This is a genomic window from Kitasatospora sp. NPDC051705 (assembly GCF_044453265.1).
Lineage (GTDB): Bacteria > Actinomycetota > Actinomycetes > Streptomycetales > Streptomycetaceae > Kitasatospora.
Genome location: NZ_JBITCO010000013.1, coordinates 174,181 through 188,366 on the forward strand (window position 1 = coordinate 174,181; position 14,186 = coordinate 188,366).

Annotated in this window: 16 protein-coding genes; 11 read left to right on the top strand and 5 right to left on the bottom strand. The window is 71.0% G+C overall.

Features of this window, described 5'->3' with window-relative positions:
• Positions 1 to 112 precede the first annotated feature (112 nt).
• Positions 113 to 1,021: a LysR substrate-binding domain-containing protein gene (locus tag ACIA8Q_RS18955; protein ID WP_360207293.1), complete on the bottom strand. Its 909-nt coding sequence runs from the start codon at positions 1,019 to 1,021 to the stop codon at positions 113 to 115.
• Positions 1,022 to 1,093: 72 nt separating this feature from the next.
• Between ACIA8Q_RS18955 and ACIA8Q_RS18960 the strand changes: the two genes are divergently transcribed.
• Complete coding sequence (locus ACIA8Q_RS18960) at positions 1,094 to 1,483, top strand: RidA family protein (RefSeq protein WP_396317468.1); 390 nt, start codon at positions 1,094 to 1,096, stop codon at positions 1,481 to 1,483.
• Between the two features lie 113 nt (positions 1,484 to 1,596).
• On the opposite strand, the gene ACIA8Q_RS18965 is transcribed toward ACIA8Q_RS18960, so the two are convergent.
• Entirely contained in the window at positions 1,597 to 2,064 is a 468-nt protein-coding gene (locus ACIA8Q_RS18965) for a DUF3995 domain-containing protein (protein ID WP_360207287.1), read from the bottom strand.
• Between the two features lie 255 nt (positions 2,065 to 2,319).
• Here ACIA8Q_RS18965 and ACIA8Q_RS18970 point away from each other — a divergent pair, with 255 nt between their 5' ends.
• From ACIA8Q_RS18970 to ACIA8Q_RS18985, 4 genes are all read left to right on the top strand, one after another.
• A complete protein-coding gene (locus ACIA8Q_RS18970; protein ID WP_360207285.1) occupies positions 2,320 to 2,826 on the top strand; it encodes an RNA polymerase sigma factor in 507 nt (168 codons plus the stop codon).
• Entirely contained in the window at positions 2,823 to 3,302 is a 480-nt protein-coding gene (locus ACIA8Q_RS18975) for a hypothetical protein (protein ID WP_360207282.1), read from the top strand. Before ACIA8Q_RS18970 ends, ACIA8Q_RS18975 begins: the two co-directional genes overlap by 4 nt.
• A gap of 77 nt (positions 3,303 to 3,379) precedes the next feature.
• Positions 3,380 to 4,120 carry a DUF6193 family natural product biosynthesis protein gene (locus ACIA8Q_RS18980; RefSeq protein WP_396317469.1) on the top strand — a complete coding sequence of 247 codons (741 nt, stop codon included), beginning with the start codon at positions 3,380 to 3,382 and terminating at the stop codon, positions 4,118 to 4,120.
• A complete protein-coding gene (locus ACIA8Q_RS18985; protein ID WP_396317470.1) occupies positions 4,099 to 4,200 on the top strand; it encodes a DUF6193 family natural product biosynthesis protein in 102 nt (33 codons plus the stop codon). Before ACIA8Q_RS18980 ends, ACIA8Q_RS18985 begins: the two co-directional genes overlap by 22 nt.
• A gap of 80 nt (positions 4,201 to 4,280) precedes the next feature.
• Here ACIA8Q_RS18985 and ACIA8Q_RS18990 read toward each other — a convergent pair whose 3' ends face one another.
• The gene (locus ACIA8Q_RS18990) at positions 4,281 to 4,493 is read right to left on the bottom strand and encodes a cold-shock protein (RefSeq protein WP_360207276.1); all 213 of its coding nucleotides are present in this window, start codon (positions 4,491 to 4,493) and stop codon (positions 4,281 to 4,283) included.
• A 587-nt stretch (positions 4,494 to 5,080) separates the two neighbouring features.
• On the opposite strand from ACIA8Q_RS18990, the gene ACIA8Q_RS18995 reads away from it, so the two are divergent.
• Positions 5,081 to 7,165 (top strand): transglycosylase domain-containing protein, encoded by a 2,085-nt coding sequence (locus ACIA8Q_RS18995; RefSeq protein ID WP_396317471.1) that lies wholly within the window; start codon positions 5,081 to 5,083, stop codon positions 7,163 to 7,165.
• Between the two features lie 70 nt (positions 7,166 to 7,235).
• Here the strand turns inward: ACIA8Q_RS18995 and ACIA8Q_RS19000 are convergent, their stop codons facing one another.
• Both ACIA8Q_RS19000 and ACIA8Q_RS19005 read right to left on the bottom strand, forming a co-directional pair.
• On the bottom strand, positions 7,236 to 7,424 hold the full coding sequence (locus tag ACIA8Q_RS19000; protein WP_387898454.1) for a DUF397 domain-containing protein: 189 nt from the start codon (positions 7,422 to 7,424) through the stop codon (positions 7,236 to 7,238).
• Positions 7,425 to 7,434: 10 nt separating this feature from the next.
• Positions 7,435 to 8,283 (bottom strand): helix-turn-helix domain-containing protein, encoded by an 849-nt coding sequence (locus ACIA8Q_RS19005; protein WP_387898457.1) that lies wholly within the window; start codon positions 8,281 to 8,283, stop codon positions 7,435 to 7,437.
• 193 nt (positions 8,284 to 8,476) lie between these two features.
• Here ACIA8Q_RS19005 and ACIA8Q_RS19010 point away from each other — a divergent pair, with 193 nt between their 5' ends.
• From ACIA8Q_RS19010 to dnaE, 5 genes are all read left to right on the top strand, one after another.
• A complete protein-coding gene (locus ACIA8Q_RS19010; protein ID WP_396317472.1) occupies positions 8,477 to 8,839 on the top strand; it encodes an ATP-binding protein in 363 nt (120 codons plus the stop codon).
• Positions 8,836 to 9,117: a hypothetical protein gene (locus ACIA8Q_RS19015; RefSeq protein ID WP_396317473.1), complete on the top strand. Its 282-nt coding sequence runs from the start codon at positions 8,836 to 8,838 to the stop codon at positions 9,115 to 9,117. Before ACIA8Q_RS19010 ends, ACIA8Q_RS19015 begins: the two co-directional genes overlap by 4 nt.
• Complete coding sequence (locus tag ACIA8Q_RS19020) at positions 9,105 to 9,227, top strand: hypothetical protein (protein WP_360207257.1); 123 nt, start codon at positions 9,105 to 9,107, stop codon at positions 9,225 to 9,227. Before ACIA8Q_RS19015 ends, ACIA8Q_RS19020 begins: the two co-directional genes overlap by 13 nt.
• A gap of 14 nt (positions 9,228 to 9,241) precedes the next feature.
• On the top strand, positions 9,242 to 10,471 hold the full coding sequence (locus ACIA8Q_RS19025; protein ID WP_396317474.1) for a hypothetical protein: 1,230 nt from the start codon (positions 9,242 to 9,244) through the stop codon (positions 10,469 to 10,471).
• A 157-nt stretch (positions 10,472 to 10,628) separates the two neighbouring features.
• Positions 10,629 to 14,162 carry a DNA polymerase III subunit alpha gene (gene dnaE / locus ACIA8Q_RS19030; protein WP_360207251.1) on the top strand — a complete coding sequence of 1,178 codons (3,534 nt, stop codon included), beginning with the start codon at positions 10,629 to 10,631 and terminating at the stop codon, positions 14,160 to 14,162.
• Positions 14,163 to 14,186 lie beyond the last annotated feature (24 nt).

The window sequence follows — 14,186 nt, forward strand, 5'->3', positions numbered from 1 at the left end:
CGGTGGCCGTGTCCCGGCTGATCACGTGCCGTCAGTATGGTCGGGCGGTCCGCGGCGGACCTCCCTCGATCGGGGGAGCGGCTCCTCCCTCCTCCGGGCCCGGGCGGGAGCGTCAGGACGCGGTCGGCCGGTCCTGGGTGACGGCGGTCAGCAGCTGGGCGACCAGGGGGTTGCGGTCGGCGCCGCGCCAGGCCACCGCGACGCGGGTGCGGGCGCCGGCCGGGGAGATCCCGCGGAAGGCGACGCCCCGGAGGCGGATGCGCCGGATGCTCGCCGGCGCCAGCGAGACGCCGAGCCCGGCCCCGACGAGCGCGCAGACCGTCTGCCACTCCACCGCGTGCTGGACGATCCGCGGGGTGAATCCGGCCGCGGTGCACAGGCCGGTGATCCGGTCGTACAGCTGCGGGCCGACCTCCCGGGGCAGCAGGACGAACGGCGAGTCCGCCAGTTCCCCGACCGGCAGGGTGCGCCGGGCGGCCAGCGGGTGGGCCTTCGGCAGCACGGCGACGAAGGGCTCGCTGAGCACCGTCCGGAAGTCCAGCCCCGGCTCGGCGGCGGGCGGTTCGCGCAGCAGGCCGACGTCGACGGCGCCCTCGCGCAGCGCGGCGAGCTGCGGTGCGGTGGTCATCTCGCGGATGTCCAGCTCCACGGCAGGGAAGCGTTGCCGGAAGGTGTGCAGCAGGCCGGGCAGGACGGTCAGGGCCAGCGAGGCGGAGAACCCGATCCGCAGCCGGCCGGCCTCGCCGGTGCCGACGGCGCGGGCCGCCGCCAGGCCGTCGGCCAGGCCGGTGAGGGCCGCCCTGGCCGCGGGCAGCAGCTCCCGGCCGACCGGGGTGAGCGCCACCCGCCCCGGCTCGCGGGTGAACAGCGGATGGCCCACCTTCTCCTCCAGCCGCCGGATCTGCTGGCTCAGCGGCGGCTGGGCGACGCCGAGCCGGGCGGCCGCGTGGCCGAAGTGCAGCTCCTCGGCGAGGACGACGAAGGCGTGCAGCTGGGGGAGGGGGATCTCGGGGCGCTCCATACGCCCAGGGATATCAGGAGAAGGCCTCCGGAGTATTGGACGTATCGGTGTCGCCCGCCTAGCGTGCGGCGCATGACAGAGCGACGCGCGATCCTCGGCGGTTCGACCTTCGAGGAACGGATCGGCTACGCCCGTGCCGTCGTTGACGGCGACCGGGTGCACGTGTCCGGGACGACCGGCTTCGACTACGCCACCATGACCATCTCCGACGACGTGGTGGAGCAGGCCGAGCAGTGCCTGCGCACCATCGGGGCCGCGCTGGCCGAGGCCGGCTGCGGCTTCGCCGACGTGGTGCGGGTGCGCTACCTGCTGCCGGAGCGTGCGGACTTCGAGCCCTGCTGGCCCGTGCTGCGCCGCTACTTCGGCGACGTCCGCCCGGCCGCCACCATGATGGTCTGCGGCCTCGCCGACCCGCGGATGCGGATCGAGATCGAGGTGGAGGCCCGGCGGCCGGGTGCCTGAGCGCAGGAAGTCGGACCGGCCGACTTCCTGCGCCTGGCCGACGTCCTGTGCCCGGGTGCTTCCCTGTGCCCGGGCGACTGAAGGGGACCAGGCGACTGCTGGGGCCCGGCTGCCTACTGTGCAGCGGGTGCGGGTGCGGGTGCCGGTGCGGCGGACAGCCGCCACGCCGTGCGGCCCAGCACCAGGCAGAGCGGGGTGTAGAGCAGCAGGTTGAGCCAGTAGAAGGTGTCCCCCGGGTCGGCGCCCGCTCCCGTCGCCCACACCAGCCCGACCGCACCCCGGGCCAGCAGGCCGCCCGCCACCACCCCGGTCGCCAGGCGCGGCAGCACCGGGGGCAGCCGGCGGGCCACGGCCGGCAGCCGTCCGCCGTGGGCCACCACCAGCGCCGCCCCGGACAGCAGCACCCCGGCGAGCGGGACCAGCACCTGCGGGGTGAAGGGCACCTGGAGGTTGAGCACCAGCTGGGAGAGCCGGGCGGTGTCGGAGGCCGGCCAGGTCCGGCCGGTGGCCCAGTACAGGTGGACCAGGCCGTCCACCGCCAGCACCGTCCCCACGGCGGCGGCCCCCGCTCCCGTCCGCACCGGATGTGCACGGTCCTTGGGGCGGGGTGTTCCCTCAGGTCGCAGGATCCTTCGTGCCGCACGCTGCTTCATGTCGTCACCTCGCGGAGTGTCAGGCGGATTGCCAGGACGTTCGGACATCCGGAGGAGCGCCCCGCCCGCCGGTCCGTTCCTGTGACGAGGAACACTGCGGCCGGACCGAGGACGCAGGGAACGTTCCGCCCGTTCGGGCCCTCCCTCCTCGGACCCCTGTCGCCGACCGACGGAGAGCACGCCATGCAGGAGCCGCCACCCGGCCTCGCGGAGCTGGTCCGGGCCGCCCAGGCCGGCGACCAGATCGCCGCCGGCCGGCTGCTGGACCTGGTCACCCCGTACGTCCGCCGGCTCTGCGGCCCGATCGCGCTGGACGACGGCGCGGACGCGACGCAGGAGGCGCTCATCGTCGTCCTCCGCAAGCTGCGCCAACTCCGCGAGCCGGAGGCGCTGTTCGGCTGGGTGAGGGCCATCGCGGTGCGCGAGGCCGTCCGGCACGCCACCCGCTCGGCGCGCACCCGGCCCGCCGAGCTCGGCGACCTGCCGGCTCCCGGCGACCCCCAACTCGCCGCGGACGTCCGCGACGTGCTCTCCAGGCTCTCGCCCGAGCACCGCGCCGTGCTGCTGCTGCGCGACCTCGAGGGGTTGGACGAACGGCAGACCGCGGCGTTGCTGGCCGTCGCACCCGGGACGGTCAAGTCCCGGCTCTCCCGGGCCCGACTCAGCTTCCGAAAGGCGTGGCAGCAGTGACCGAGCACCCGACACCGCCGTGGCCCGTCGCCGAGTTCGACCCGGTGCGGCGCCTGCACGTGATCGCCGCCACCGCGCCCGGCGCGGCCCGGATCGGCGAGGCCGTCATCGACGCGCCCTTCGAGCGGGTCTGGGCGCTCGCCCGGGACCTGGAGCGCACGATGCCGCTGTGGATCCCGGACGTGCGCACCGTCCACCTCGGCGCCCCCGCGCCGGACGGCTCGCTGCGGGCGCGGATCCACGGCCACACCCGGCTGCGGGCCACCTTCGACATCGACCTGGCCCCCGGCTGGTGCCTGATGCAGAGCCGCCTGGTGCTCGGCGGCATGGCGGCCCGCCCCGAGAGCGAGGGCACCACCCGCTTCGCCTTCCTCGGCGGCCTGCGCTTCCGCGGCGCGCGGCTGCTCGCGCCTGCGCTGCGGCCGTTCACGGGGGACCCGTTGGCGCGCTTCGCGGCGCTGGTGGGGGAGGGGTGAGGCCGGGCCGGGAGTGGGAAGTCGGCCCGGCCGACTTCCGGTGCTGCGGGAGGGTGGCCTCCGGGCAGACTGGGGGCATGACGGACTCTGGGGTGGGGCTCGATGGTGACGGGAACGACGGGAACGGCGGGGACGGCGGGAGCGGCGGGAGCGTGGAGGTCGTCGAGGGGTGCGAGGGCTGCGAGAACTGCGAGGACGACGAGCGCGACGACGGCTGGCTCGCGGAGCTGTTGGAGCGGACGGCGGAGGGGCTCGGCCTCCGGCTGCCCGAGCCGGCCGGGGCGTGGAAGCGCATCGTGGAGTACGCCGACGCCGGGACGGGGCGGCGGGTGGTCGTGTACCCGCCCGAGGGTGAGCACCCCTACCAGGTGCGGCTCCAGGGCCACGGCGCGCCGCTGGCAGGGGGGTTGACCGCGGACGTGGCCGAGGTGGCCCGGGCGACGGCGGCGTGGACGGGCGGCGCGGGGCTGGCGGAGACCGGGGCCGCCGCGCCGTTCGTCCGGTACCGGGACTGGGCCCTCGCCCACGAACGGGAGCGGCTCGACCCGGTCGAACTGGAGTGGCGGATCAAGCTCGACCGCGTCCACACGCCGCCGTACGACCGGCACCCCCGGGTCCACGCGCTGGTGGCCGCGGCGTACGCGCAGCCGGTGCTGCGGGCGCTGATGCCGGTCCACAGCCACTTCAACCTGTGGTTCTCCACCGCGGTCGAGCGGCCCTGGACGGATCGCACCGGGTACGCCCCCTCCTCCCGTACGAGGAGGGGGCGTACGGATCGGAGGAGGGGGCGTACGGGGTGCACACCGGCGGGGAGTTGATCGCCCGCACCGAGACCGCGGAGGAGGCCGTCGCCCTGGTGGTGGCCGCGCTGCCGGAGGGCCTCGGCCCGGCGCGCTGAGCGGGGTGCCGCCGGGAACGGCGCCGTCCCCGGCCCCTGCGGATGCCGCCGGGGCCGGGGACGGCGAGAACGCCGCGGCCCTAGCTCACGACCTGGACCTTGTCGGCCTGCATGCCCTTCTGGCCCTGGACGGCCTCGAAGGTGACCTTCTGGCCCTCCACCAGGGACTTGAAGCCGGCGCCCTCGATCGCCCGGAAATGGACGAACAGGTCGGGGCCGCTCTCCGGGGTGATGAAGCCGTACCCCTTCTCATCGTTGAACCACTTCACGGTGCCGTTCTGGCGTTCGGCCATGGCTGTCCCCATCACGATCTGTCGACTGTCGGTTCCTGCGAAAGCTGAGCCGATCATGGCACGCGTGAGCGCTGAGTGGTGGCGAATCGGCGGAGAGTCACCGGGGAGCTGCCACCGCACCGGCCCGACCGGCGCGCGCACCCGGCACGGGAAGTCGGCCCGCCCGACCTCCCGTGCTGGCCGCGCCAGGTGCTCGGAGGTCGCGACCCCCGCGTCGGGGCGAGGTGGCCGCGTGCGAGCAACGTTTTGCCCTCCTCGCGGCGTCAAGAGGGAGAGGGGGTGCGAAGGGGGAGGGGCGCGGGAGGGAAGGGCGCCGCGCGGGGCGGGTGTCACCGGTGCAGAATTCCGAATTCCTCCCGATTGTCGAGTTCGTATGCGATGTGTCCTGTTGGGGTCGGGTTCGGAGTCTGTAGCACGGCTGTGACAGTCGCCCGCGAAAAACCGTTCGACCGGAGAGGTTCGGGAGTTAGCATTTCGCAATGGAATCGAACGAATCCCCGATAGGGAATTCCCTCGACGGTGAGGACTCCCGCTCGCCCCGGAACACTCCGCTCCGGCTGGCCCGTTTCGGTGCGACCTTCATCGGCGTGAGCGTCGTGTCCGGCGTGCTGCTGGCAGGCCTGGCCCTGCCCGCCGTCGGCGGCATCGGGCTGACCGCCAAGGGCACGGCGGAGGGATTCGAGGACATCCCCGACGACTTCAAGACCCCGCCGCTCACCCAGGCGACCCAGATCTTCGACGCCAAGGGCGGGCTGATCGCCAAGGTCTACGAGCGCGACCGCACCGTCATCACCGCCGACCAGATGTCGCCGTCCATGCGACAGGCCCAGGTCGACATCGAGGACGCCCGGTTCTACGAGCACGGCGCCGTCGACCTCAAGGGCGTGCTGCGCGCCATCAGCAAGAACGCCGAGAGCGGCACCGCCTCCCAGGGCGCCTCGACGCTGACCCAGCAGTACGTGAAGAACGTCAACGTCGAGAAGGCCGGCGACGACCAGGCCGCCGTCCTGGAGGCCCAGCGCAAGACCCTGGGCCGCAAGATCCAGGAGCTCAAGGTCGCGATCAAACTGGAGGAGGAGCTGCCCAAGGACCAGATCCTCACCAACTACCTCAACATCACCTACTACGGGAACGGCGCCTACGGGGTCGAGGCCGCCTCCCAGCGCTACTTCGGCAAGAGCAACAAGGACCTCACCGTCGCCGAGGCCGCCACCCTCGCCGGGCTGGTGCAGAACCCCTCCCAGTACGACCCGAAACTGCACCCGGTGGCCGCGCAGAACCGCCGCAACGTCGTGCTCGACAAGATGGTCGAGAACAAGCACATCACCGCCGAGCAGGCCAAGGAGGCGAAGGCCGCCCCGCTCGGCCTGAACTTCAAGGACCCGCAGAACGGCTGCATCACCGCGAAGGCCGGCATGGGCTTCTTCTGCGACTACGTGCGCCACGTCGTGAAGCAGGACCCGGTGTTCGGGAAGAACGCCGCGGACCGCAAGAACTTCTGGGACACCGGCGGCCTGAACATCTACACGACGCTGGACCCGGACAAGCAGGCCGCCGCCCAGAACGCCGTCAGCAGCAACGTGCGGGTCACCGACAGTGTCTCCGCCGCCGCCAGCATGGTCGAGCCCGGTACCGGCAAGATCCTCGCCATGGCCCAGACCCGCCCCTACGGCCTGGCGAAGGACAAGAACCAGACCGTCGTCAACCTCAACGTCGACGCGGCGATGGGCGGTGGCAACGGCTTCCAGCCCGGCTCCACCTTCAAGCCGATCGTCGCCGCGGCGGCGCTGGAGGCAGGCCTGCCGCCGACCCAGGAGTACTCGGCTCCGAACAAGCTGGAGTACCCCACGATGAAGACCTGCGGCGGCACCTGGAAGAACGACTCCCGGCCCAAGGCGGTCGTCCCCAACGAATCCTCCGGCGAGAAGGGCCCCTACCAGCTGAAGATGGCGATGGCCCTCTCGGTCAACACCTACTTCGTGCAGATGGAGCAGGAGATCGGCCTCTGCGAGGTCAAGCAGATGGCCAACAAGCTCGGGATCACCACCAAGGCCAGCGGCAAGCCGCTGGAGGAGGTCCCGGCGATGGCCCTCGGCGTCGAGGAGATGAGCCCGCTGACGATGGCCAACGTCTACGCGACCTTCGCCGCCCAGGGCACGCACTGCGCCCCGATCGCCATCACCAGGATCACCACCGTGGAGGGCAAGGACGTCCCGGCCCCGGCCGGCCAGTGCGAGAAGGCCTTCTCCGAGGACACGGCGCGGGCGCTGAACACCGTCCTGAACGGCGTGACCGAGAACGGCACCGGCAAGGACCTCGGCCTGGACGACGGCCGGCAGATCGCGGGGAAGACCGGCACCTCGGACAAGAAGCGGGCCGCCTGGTTCAGCGGCTACACCCCGCAGCTGGCCACCTCGGTCTGGCTCGGCGGCCCCGACGGCGGCGTCGAGATGCGCAACATCAGGATCAACGGGGAGTACCACACCGAGGTGTTCGGCGCCGACGGCCCCGGGCCGATCTGGCGGGACGCCATGAACGGCGCCCTGCGGGGCACGCCCAAGCAGCGCCTGCCGCTGGCCGACATCCCCGACCCGGCGCCCAAGCCCGACCCGAGCAGCACCCCGAGCGGAACGGGCTCGCCGGCCGGCACCCCCACCGACCCGCAGCACTGACCGCGGCCGCACCCCGTTTTTGCCGCGTAGGAAGTCGGCCGGGCCGACTTCCTACGCAGGGGTGTTGTGGCTAGGGGTGGTGGTATTCGCCGTTTTTGATGGCTTGGAGGAGGGCGGCGAGGGTGGTGGGGGTGGTGCGGAGGATGGTGTGGGCCTCGTCGGATTCGCGGAGTTCGATGGCCTCGCCGGCTACGCGGACCTCCACGCAGTCACCACCGGATCCGCTGAAGCTGGACTTCTGCCACTCGGTGTCGGTCATGTTGGGCCTTTCAAAGGTTTCGTGCGATCTTGCGGATCAGGTCGCGAGAGGCGCTCTCGCTGAGTGCTGTGGACTCGGTGCGTTTGAAGATGGACCGGTAGCTGGTCAATTCGCTGGCGGCATCGAGGTGTATGGGGCCTTGAGAGGATTCAACTTCAACGGTGTCAAGCTCTGGCACGCTGCCGAAGGCGTAGGTCAGGTTCTCGACCGCTCCGGGGAAGGTGTCGATGTCGAACGGCACGACTCGAATGGTCATCCAGGGCTGCTCGGAGTCTTCGATCAACGAATCGAGCTGCTCGCGGAGGATCGCGGTGCCGCCGAACCGCGTCCACAGGACGGACTCGTAGATGAAGCAGGTGATGGGCTTCTGCTCGCGGCGCAAGTCGGATTTGCGCTGCATCCTGAAGGTGGTTCGAGTCTCCAGCTCATGCCGAGGTAGTGGAGGGATCAGGCGCCCGAAGACTGATGAGGCATAGCTGATGGTCTGGCAGGGGCCTGGCATGTGGGTGACTACCCACAACATGAGGCTCTGCGCGCCCTTCTCCAATTCGGCGACTTCAAGGAATCCGTCCGGGATGGTGCCGCGGTATTCCTCCCACCAGCCCTTGGAGCGGTCCTGGATGGCAGCTTCCAGGGCTTCGATCAGGGGCTGATTCATGCACTTGCACGCCGATGCGAAGGAACGGAGTCGCTCAGGGCTGATGCCGACCTTGGCCGCCTCCATCTGGCTGACCTGGGTCCTGTCGATGCCGAGAGCTCTGCTCAGGGTGGAGACCGACAGGCCGGCGGCCTCGCGCATCTTCCGAAGCTCGGTGCCGATGCGGCGTTGACGGAGCGTCGGGTTGAGTCGGGGCGGCATTGGTTCCTTCCTTGCCGATGTGGGCCAAGTCTGCCGCGCTGCCGTGCGCGGGGTCCACTTGAGGATGAACCTATCCGGATTTGGGATCACATGTGATGTCGCTGCGGTATGGTCGGTGACACGTCGATCCGATGGATCGTCAAGTCGGCTTCTGGACAAGCCGATTACTCCTTCACGCCCCGGGAGAAGTCCCATGCGCCACCTCAACACGCCCTCGCTCGCCATCGCCCGGCAGTCGCTGCGCGACGCGATGGGCCGCTCCGGCTGGCCGTCCTCCGTCATCGCGGACGCCGAACTGGCCCTCACGGAACTCCTCGTGAACGCCTGGCGGCACGGTGGGACGCCCGCGCCGGTCGTGCTCATCCTTGCGATCGACCGCACCCTCCGGGTCTCCGTCTCGGACGAGAGCCCGCTTCCTCCCTTGCCGCAGACGCCCGCCCTCCTCGGTGAATCCGGCCGGGGGCTCCAACTGGTCGGGGGCCTCACCCACCGCTGGGGCGTCGACCCCCAGCAGCGCGGCAAGTCGGTCTGGTTCGAGCTGGACGCCGCCGCGTGAACGGCCGCCGACCGATGCTCCCCACCGACCCCCGGATCCGTCACTACACCGACGACCACGTCCGCGCCCTGCTCGCCGAACTCCACGAGCGCGGACGGAAGTTCGGTCTCCTGTGGCCCTCCTCCTCCACCGGCCGGACCCTCGACGGCCGTGTCCTCGTCCGCTTCGGCACCGCCCCCGTCTCCACCCTCCTCAACCTCCTCACCCTCCTCCTCGACGCCGATCGCGACGCCCGACGCGAAACCGAACGCGACGCGGGCACGCCGTGCGGTTCCTGATCGGCGCCGCCTTCGCCGTCCTGCTCGCCCTCGCCTTCGCCACCGTCGCCCTCGGGGTCGTCACCGCGCTGCGAGCACACCCACCCGACGAGGACGGCCCCCGCCCCTGAGGGAGGATGGGGGCGTGAGGAGACACGCATACGCCCCGGCGAACACCCTGCCGGGGCTCCTGCAGCGCGGCCGCGGCCTCGGCGCGCTGATGGCGGCCGAGGACCCGTCCTCGGCCGCGGAGCTGGTCCACGGCTGCATCCGCTGGGAGTGGCGCTGGGACACCACCGTCGACGAGCGCCACCGCTACCTGGCCCGCCTCGTCCGCGACCTCGACCTGCCGCTCCGGCCCGTCGTCGACCTCCTCTCCGCCGACGAGGACGCCTGCGAGCGCGCCGCCCGCGTCCTGGAACTGCTGGCGCTCTCCGGCTCGGCCGAGGCCCGCGAGGCCCTGCGCTCCCACGTCGCCGACGGTGAGCACTGGCTGGCCGTCCTCGAATCGGTCGCCGACCGCTGGCCCGCCGAGTGGTGGGACGACCTGGCGGACACCGCCCGCGCCCGGCTGGCCCGGGGCGGGGAGCCGACGCCCTGGGCGAAGGTCTGGGCCCACTGGGGCATCGAGGTGCCCACCGCCGCGCGCGGGCCCGAGCGGCCCGACCCGCTGACCGGGCTGTCCGGTGCCGCCCTGCTGGAGCTGCTGGCCGACCCGGCCGAGCCCGACGCGAGGAAGACCGACGCGCTGGCAGTGCTCCACGGGCGCGACCCGGAGCCCGCACTCGTCCCCCTGGTACCCGCCCTCGGGACCGCCGACGGCGAGTTCCCGCTGCCGCTGCTGCCGACCATCGTCGAGAAGCTCGGCCCCCGGGCCATGCCCGCCGCCCGCGACTGGGCCGTCTCCGGCACGCCCTGGCTGGCGCGGCTCGGCCACGAGGTCCTCGCCCGCCACGGTGAGGAGCAGGACGCCCCGGCCCTGGTCGCCGACCTGGAGCGGGACTGGGTGGAGCGGACCTGGTGCGGCCCGATGCACACGGCACGGGGCCTGGCCCGGCTCGGCCCGGCCGCCGCGGACGCGGTGTCCCTGCTGCGCCGCTTCTGGCTGCAGACGCCGCACTCCTACGAGCGCCCCGCCTACCTGGCCGCGCTGGCGGCGATCAGCCCGGCCGGGACGGCCGAGGCGTACACCGAGTCGCTCTGGGACTGCGAGCGTGACGCCCGTCTCCTGGGCGTCGCCCACGCCCCCGACCGCCCGCACGTGCGGGAGCGGCTGGCCGCCCTGCGGGACGACCCGATGGAGGCGACCGAGGTCGCGAACGCGGCCGGGGCGCGACTCGCCGGGCTGACCTCCGAAGCCTCCGGCCGGGAGTAGCGGGCCGCTCGGCGGGGGCTAGAGTAGACGGGTGAACGTGTGAGTGATGGTCCGGACCCCGTGAGGTGGTTCGGACCACATCTGTTTCCAGGGCATCCCCTGTGACCTGCGCGTTCACCGGCCCACCAGACCAGCACGAGCCTCCGGAGGCCCCGCCTTGAGCGACCAGCCGTTCGCGCATCTGCACGTCCACACCGAGTACTCGATGCTGGACGGTGCCGCCCGGCTGAAGCAGATGTTCAAGGAGGTCGAGCGGCTGGGCCAGACCCACGTCGCGATGACCGACCACGGGAACATGTACGGCGCCGCCGAGTTCCACCGGCAGGCCACCGACGCCGGCATCACCCCCGTCATCGGGATCGAGGCGTACGTGGCGCCCGAGGCCCGCTCCAACACCAAGCGCATCCTGTGGGGCCAGCCGCACCAGAAGCGGGACGACGTCTCCGCGTCCGGCGCGTACACCCACAAGACGATCTGGGCCCGGAACAAGGAGGGCCTGCACAACCTCTTCAAGCTGACCTCGCGCTCCTACGCCGAGGGCTGGCTGGTCAAGTGGCCCCGGATGGACAAGGAGCTGATCTCCGAGCTGTCCGGCGGCCTGATGGCCACCACCGGCTGCCCGTCCGGCGAGGTGCAGACCCGGCTGCGCCTCGGGCAGTTCGACGAGGCGGTGAAGTCCGCGGCCGACTACCAGGACATCTTCGGCAAGGAGAACTACTTCCTGGAGCTGATGGACCACGGCCTGGACATCGAGAAGCGGGTCCGCGACGGGCTGCTGGAGATCAGCAAGAAGCTGAACATCCCGCCGGTCGTCACCAACGACTCGCACTACACCACCGAGGCCGACGCGGGCGCGCACGACCTGCTGCTCTGCGTGCAGACCGGCAAGAACCTCTCGGACCCGGACCGCTTCCGCTTCGACGGCACCGGCTACTACATCAAGTCGGCCGCCGAGATGTACGCCCTCGACTCCTCGGACGCCTGGCAGGAGGGCTGCCGCAACAGCCAGCTCCTCGTCGCCTCCCGGGTCGACACCGAGGGCATGTTCAAGTTCAAGAACCTCATGCCGCGCTTCCCGATCCCGGAGGGCTTCGAGTCCGAGGCGGACTTCTTCAAGTCCAAGGTCTGGGAGGGCATGGACTGGCGCTTCCCGGAGGGGTACGACGAGGAGCACAAGAAGCTCGCCGAGTACGAGATGGACACCATCATCCAGATGGGGTTCCCGGCGTACTTCCTCGTGGTCGCCGACTTCATCATGTGGGCGAAGAGCCAGGGCATCGCGGTGGGCCCCGGCCGTGGTTCGGCGGCCGGCTCGCTGGTCGCGTACGCCATGGGCATCACCGACCTCGACCCCATCCCGCACGGCCTGATCTTCGAGCGCTTCCTCAACCCCGAGCGCATCTCCATGCCCGACGTCGACATCGACTTCGACGAGCGCCGGCGCGGTGACGTGATCCGGTACGTGACGGAGAAGTGGGGCTCCGACAAGGTCGCCATGATCGTCACGTACGGCACCATCAAGGCGAAGGCCGCCATCAAGGACTCCTCGCGCGTCCTGGGCTACCCGTACGCGATGGGCGACCGGATCACCAAGGCGATGCCGCCGGACGTCATGGGCAAGGGCATCCCGCTGTCCGGCATCACCGACCCCTCGCACCCGCGCTACGGCGAGGCCGGCGAGATCCGCGGGTTGTACGAGACCGACCCGGACGTCAAGAAGGTCATCGACACCGCCCGTGGCATCGAGGGCCTGATCCGCCAGCCCGGCGTCCACGCGGCCGGCGTCATCATGTCCGCCGAGCCGCTGACCGACCACATCCCGGTCTGGACCCGGCACACCGACGGCGTCACCATCACGCAGTTCGACTACCCCACCTGCGAGGGCCTCGGCCTTCTGAAGATGGACTTCCTCGGCCTGCGCAACCTGACGATCATGGACGACGCCGTCAAGGCGATCGAGAAGAACAAGGGCGAGAAGATCGAGCTGCTCAAGCTGCCGCTCGACGACAAGCCGACCTACGAACTCCTCGCCCGCGGCGACACGCTCGGCGTCTTCCAGCTCGACGGCGGGCCCATGCGCTCCCTGCTGCGCCTGATGAAGCCCGACAACTTCGAGGACATCTCCGCCGTCCTCGCGCTGTACCGACCCGGCCCGATGGGCGTCAACTCGCACACCAACTACGCGCTGCGCAAGAACGGCCAGCAGGAGATCACCCCGATCCACCCGGAGCTGGAGAAGCCCCTGGAGGAGGTGCTGCGGCCCACCTACGGCCTGATCGTCTACCAGGAGCAGGTGCAGAAGGCCGCGCAGATCCTCGCCGGCTACTCGCTCGGCCAGGCCGACCTGCTGCGCCGCGCCATGGGCAAGAAGAAGAAGGAGATCCTGGAGGCCGAGTTCGTCCCGTTCCAGAAGGGCTGCCGCGAGCGCGGCTACTCGGACGCGGCGATCCAGGCCGTGTGGGACGTCCTGGTGCCCTTCTCCGGCTACGCGTTCAACAAAGCGCACACCGCCGGGTACGGGCTGGTCTCGTACTGGACGGCCTACCTCAAGGCCAACTACCCGGCCGAGTACATGTCCGGCCTGCTGACCTCCGTCAAGGACGACAAGGACAAGTCCGCGGTCTACCTGAACGAGTGCCGCAAGATGGGCATCCAGGTGCTGCCGCCGGACGTCAACGAGTCGGACTCGGACTTCACCCCGCACGGCAGCGACACCGTCCGGTTCGGCCTCACCGCCATCCGCAACGTCGGCGGGCCGGTGGTCGAGTCGATGATCCGCACCCGGAAGGCGAAGGGGAAGTTCAGCTCCTTCCCGGACTTCCTGGAGAAGGTGGAGTCGGTGGTCTGCAACAAGCGGACCGTCGAATCGCTGATCAAGGCGGGCTCGTTCGACTCGCTCGGGCACACCCGCAAGGGCCTCAGCGCGCAGTTCGAGCCGATGATCGACAACGTCGTCGGCGTCAAGCGCAAGGAGGCCGAGGGCCAGTTCGACCTGTTCGGCGGCGACGCCACCTCCGACGAGCCGAGCTTCGGCCTGGACGTGGTCTTCTCCGAGGACGAGTGGGAGAAGTCCTTCCTGCTCACCCAGGAGCGGGAGATGCTCGGCCTGTACGTCTCCTCGCACCCGCTGCACGGCATCGAGCACGTGCTCGCCGACAAGGCGGACTGCGCCGTCGCCGACCTCGCGGAGCGGCCGGACGGGACGATCATCACCATCGGCGGCATCATCTCCGGCCTGCAGCGGAAGATGACCAAGCAGGGCAACGCCTGGGCGATCGCCACCGTCGAGGACCTGGCGGGCTCGATCGACTGCATGTTCTTCCCCGCCAGCTACCAGCTGGTCTCCTCCCAACTCGTCGAGGACGCCGTGGTGTTCGTCCGCGGCAAGCTGGACAAACGGGAGGACGTGCCGCGGCTGATGGGCATGGAGCTGTCCGTCCCCGACCTGTCGAACGCGCACGCCGACGCGCCGATCATCATCAACATCCCGAGCGGGAAGATCACCCCGCCGCTGGTCGCCCGGCTCGGCGAGGTACTGGGGAGCCACCGGGGCACCACCGAGGTGCGGGTGCGGCTGGAGAGCCGCACCAAGACCACCGTGCTGCGCCTGGACCGGCACCGGGTGAAGTCCGACCCGGCGCTGTTCGGCGACCTCAAGCAGCTGCTCGGCCCGAGCTGCCTGGTCGTCTAGGGCCGGCTCCCGGATCTCCGCCGG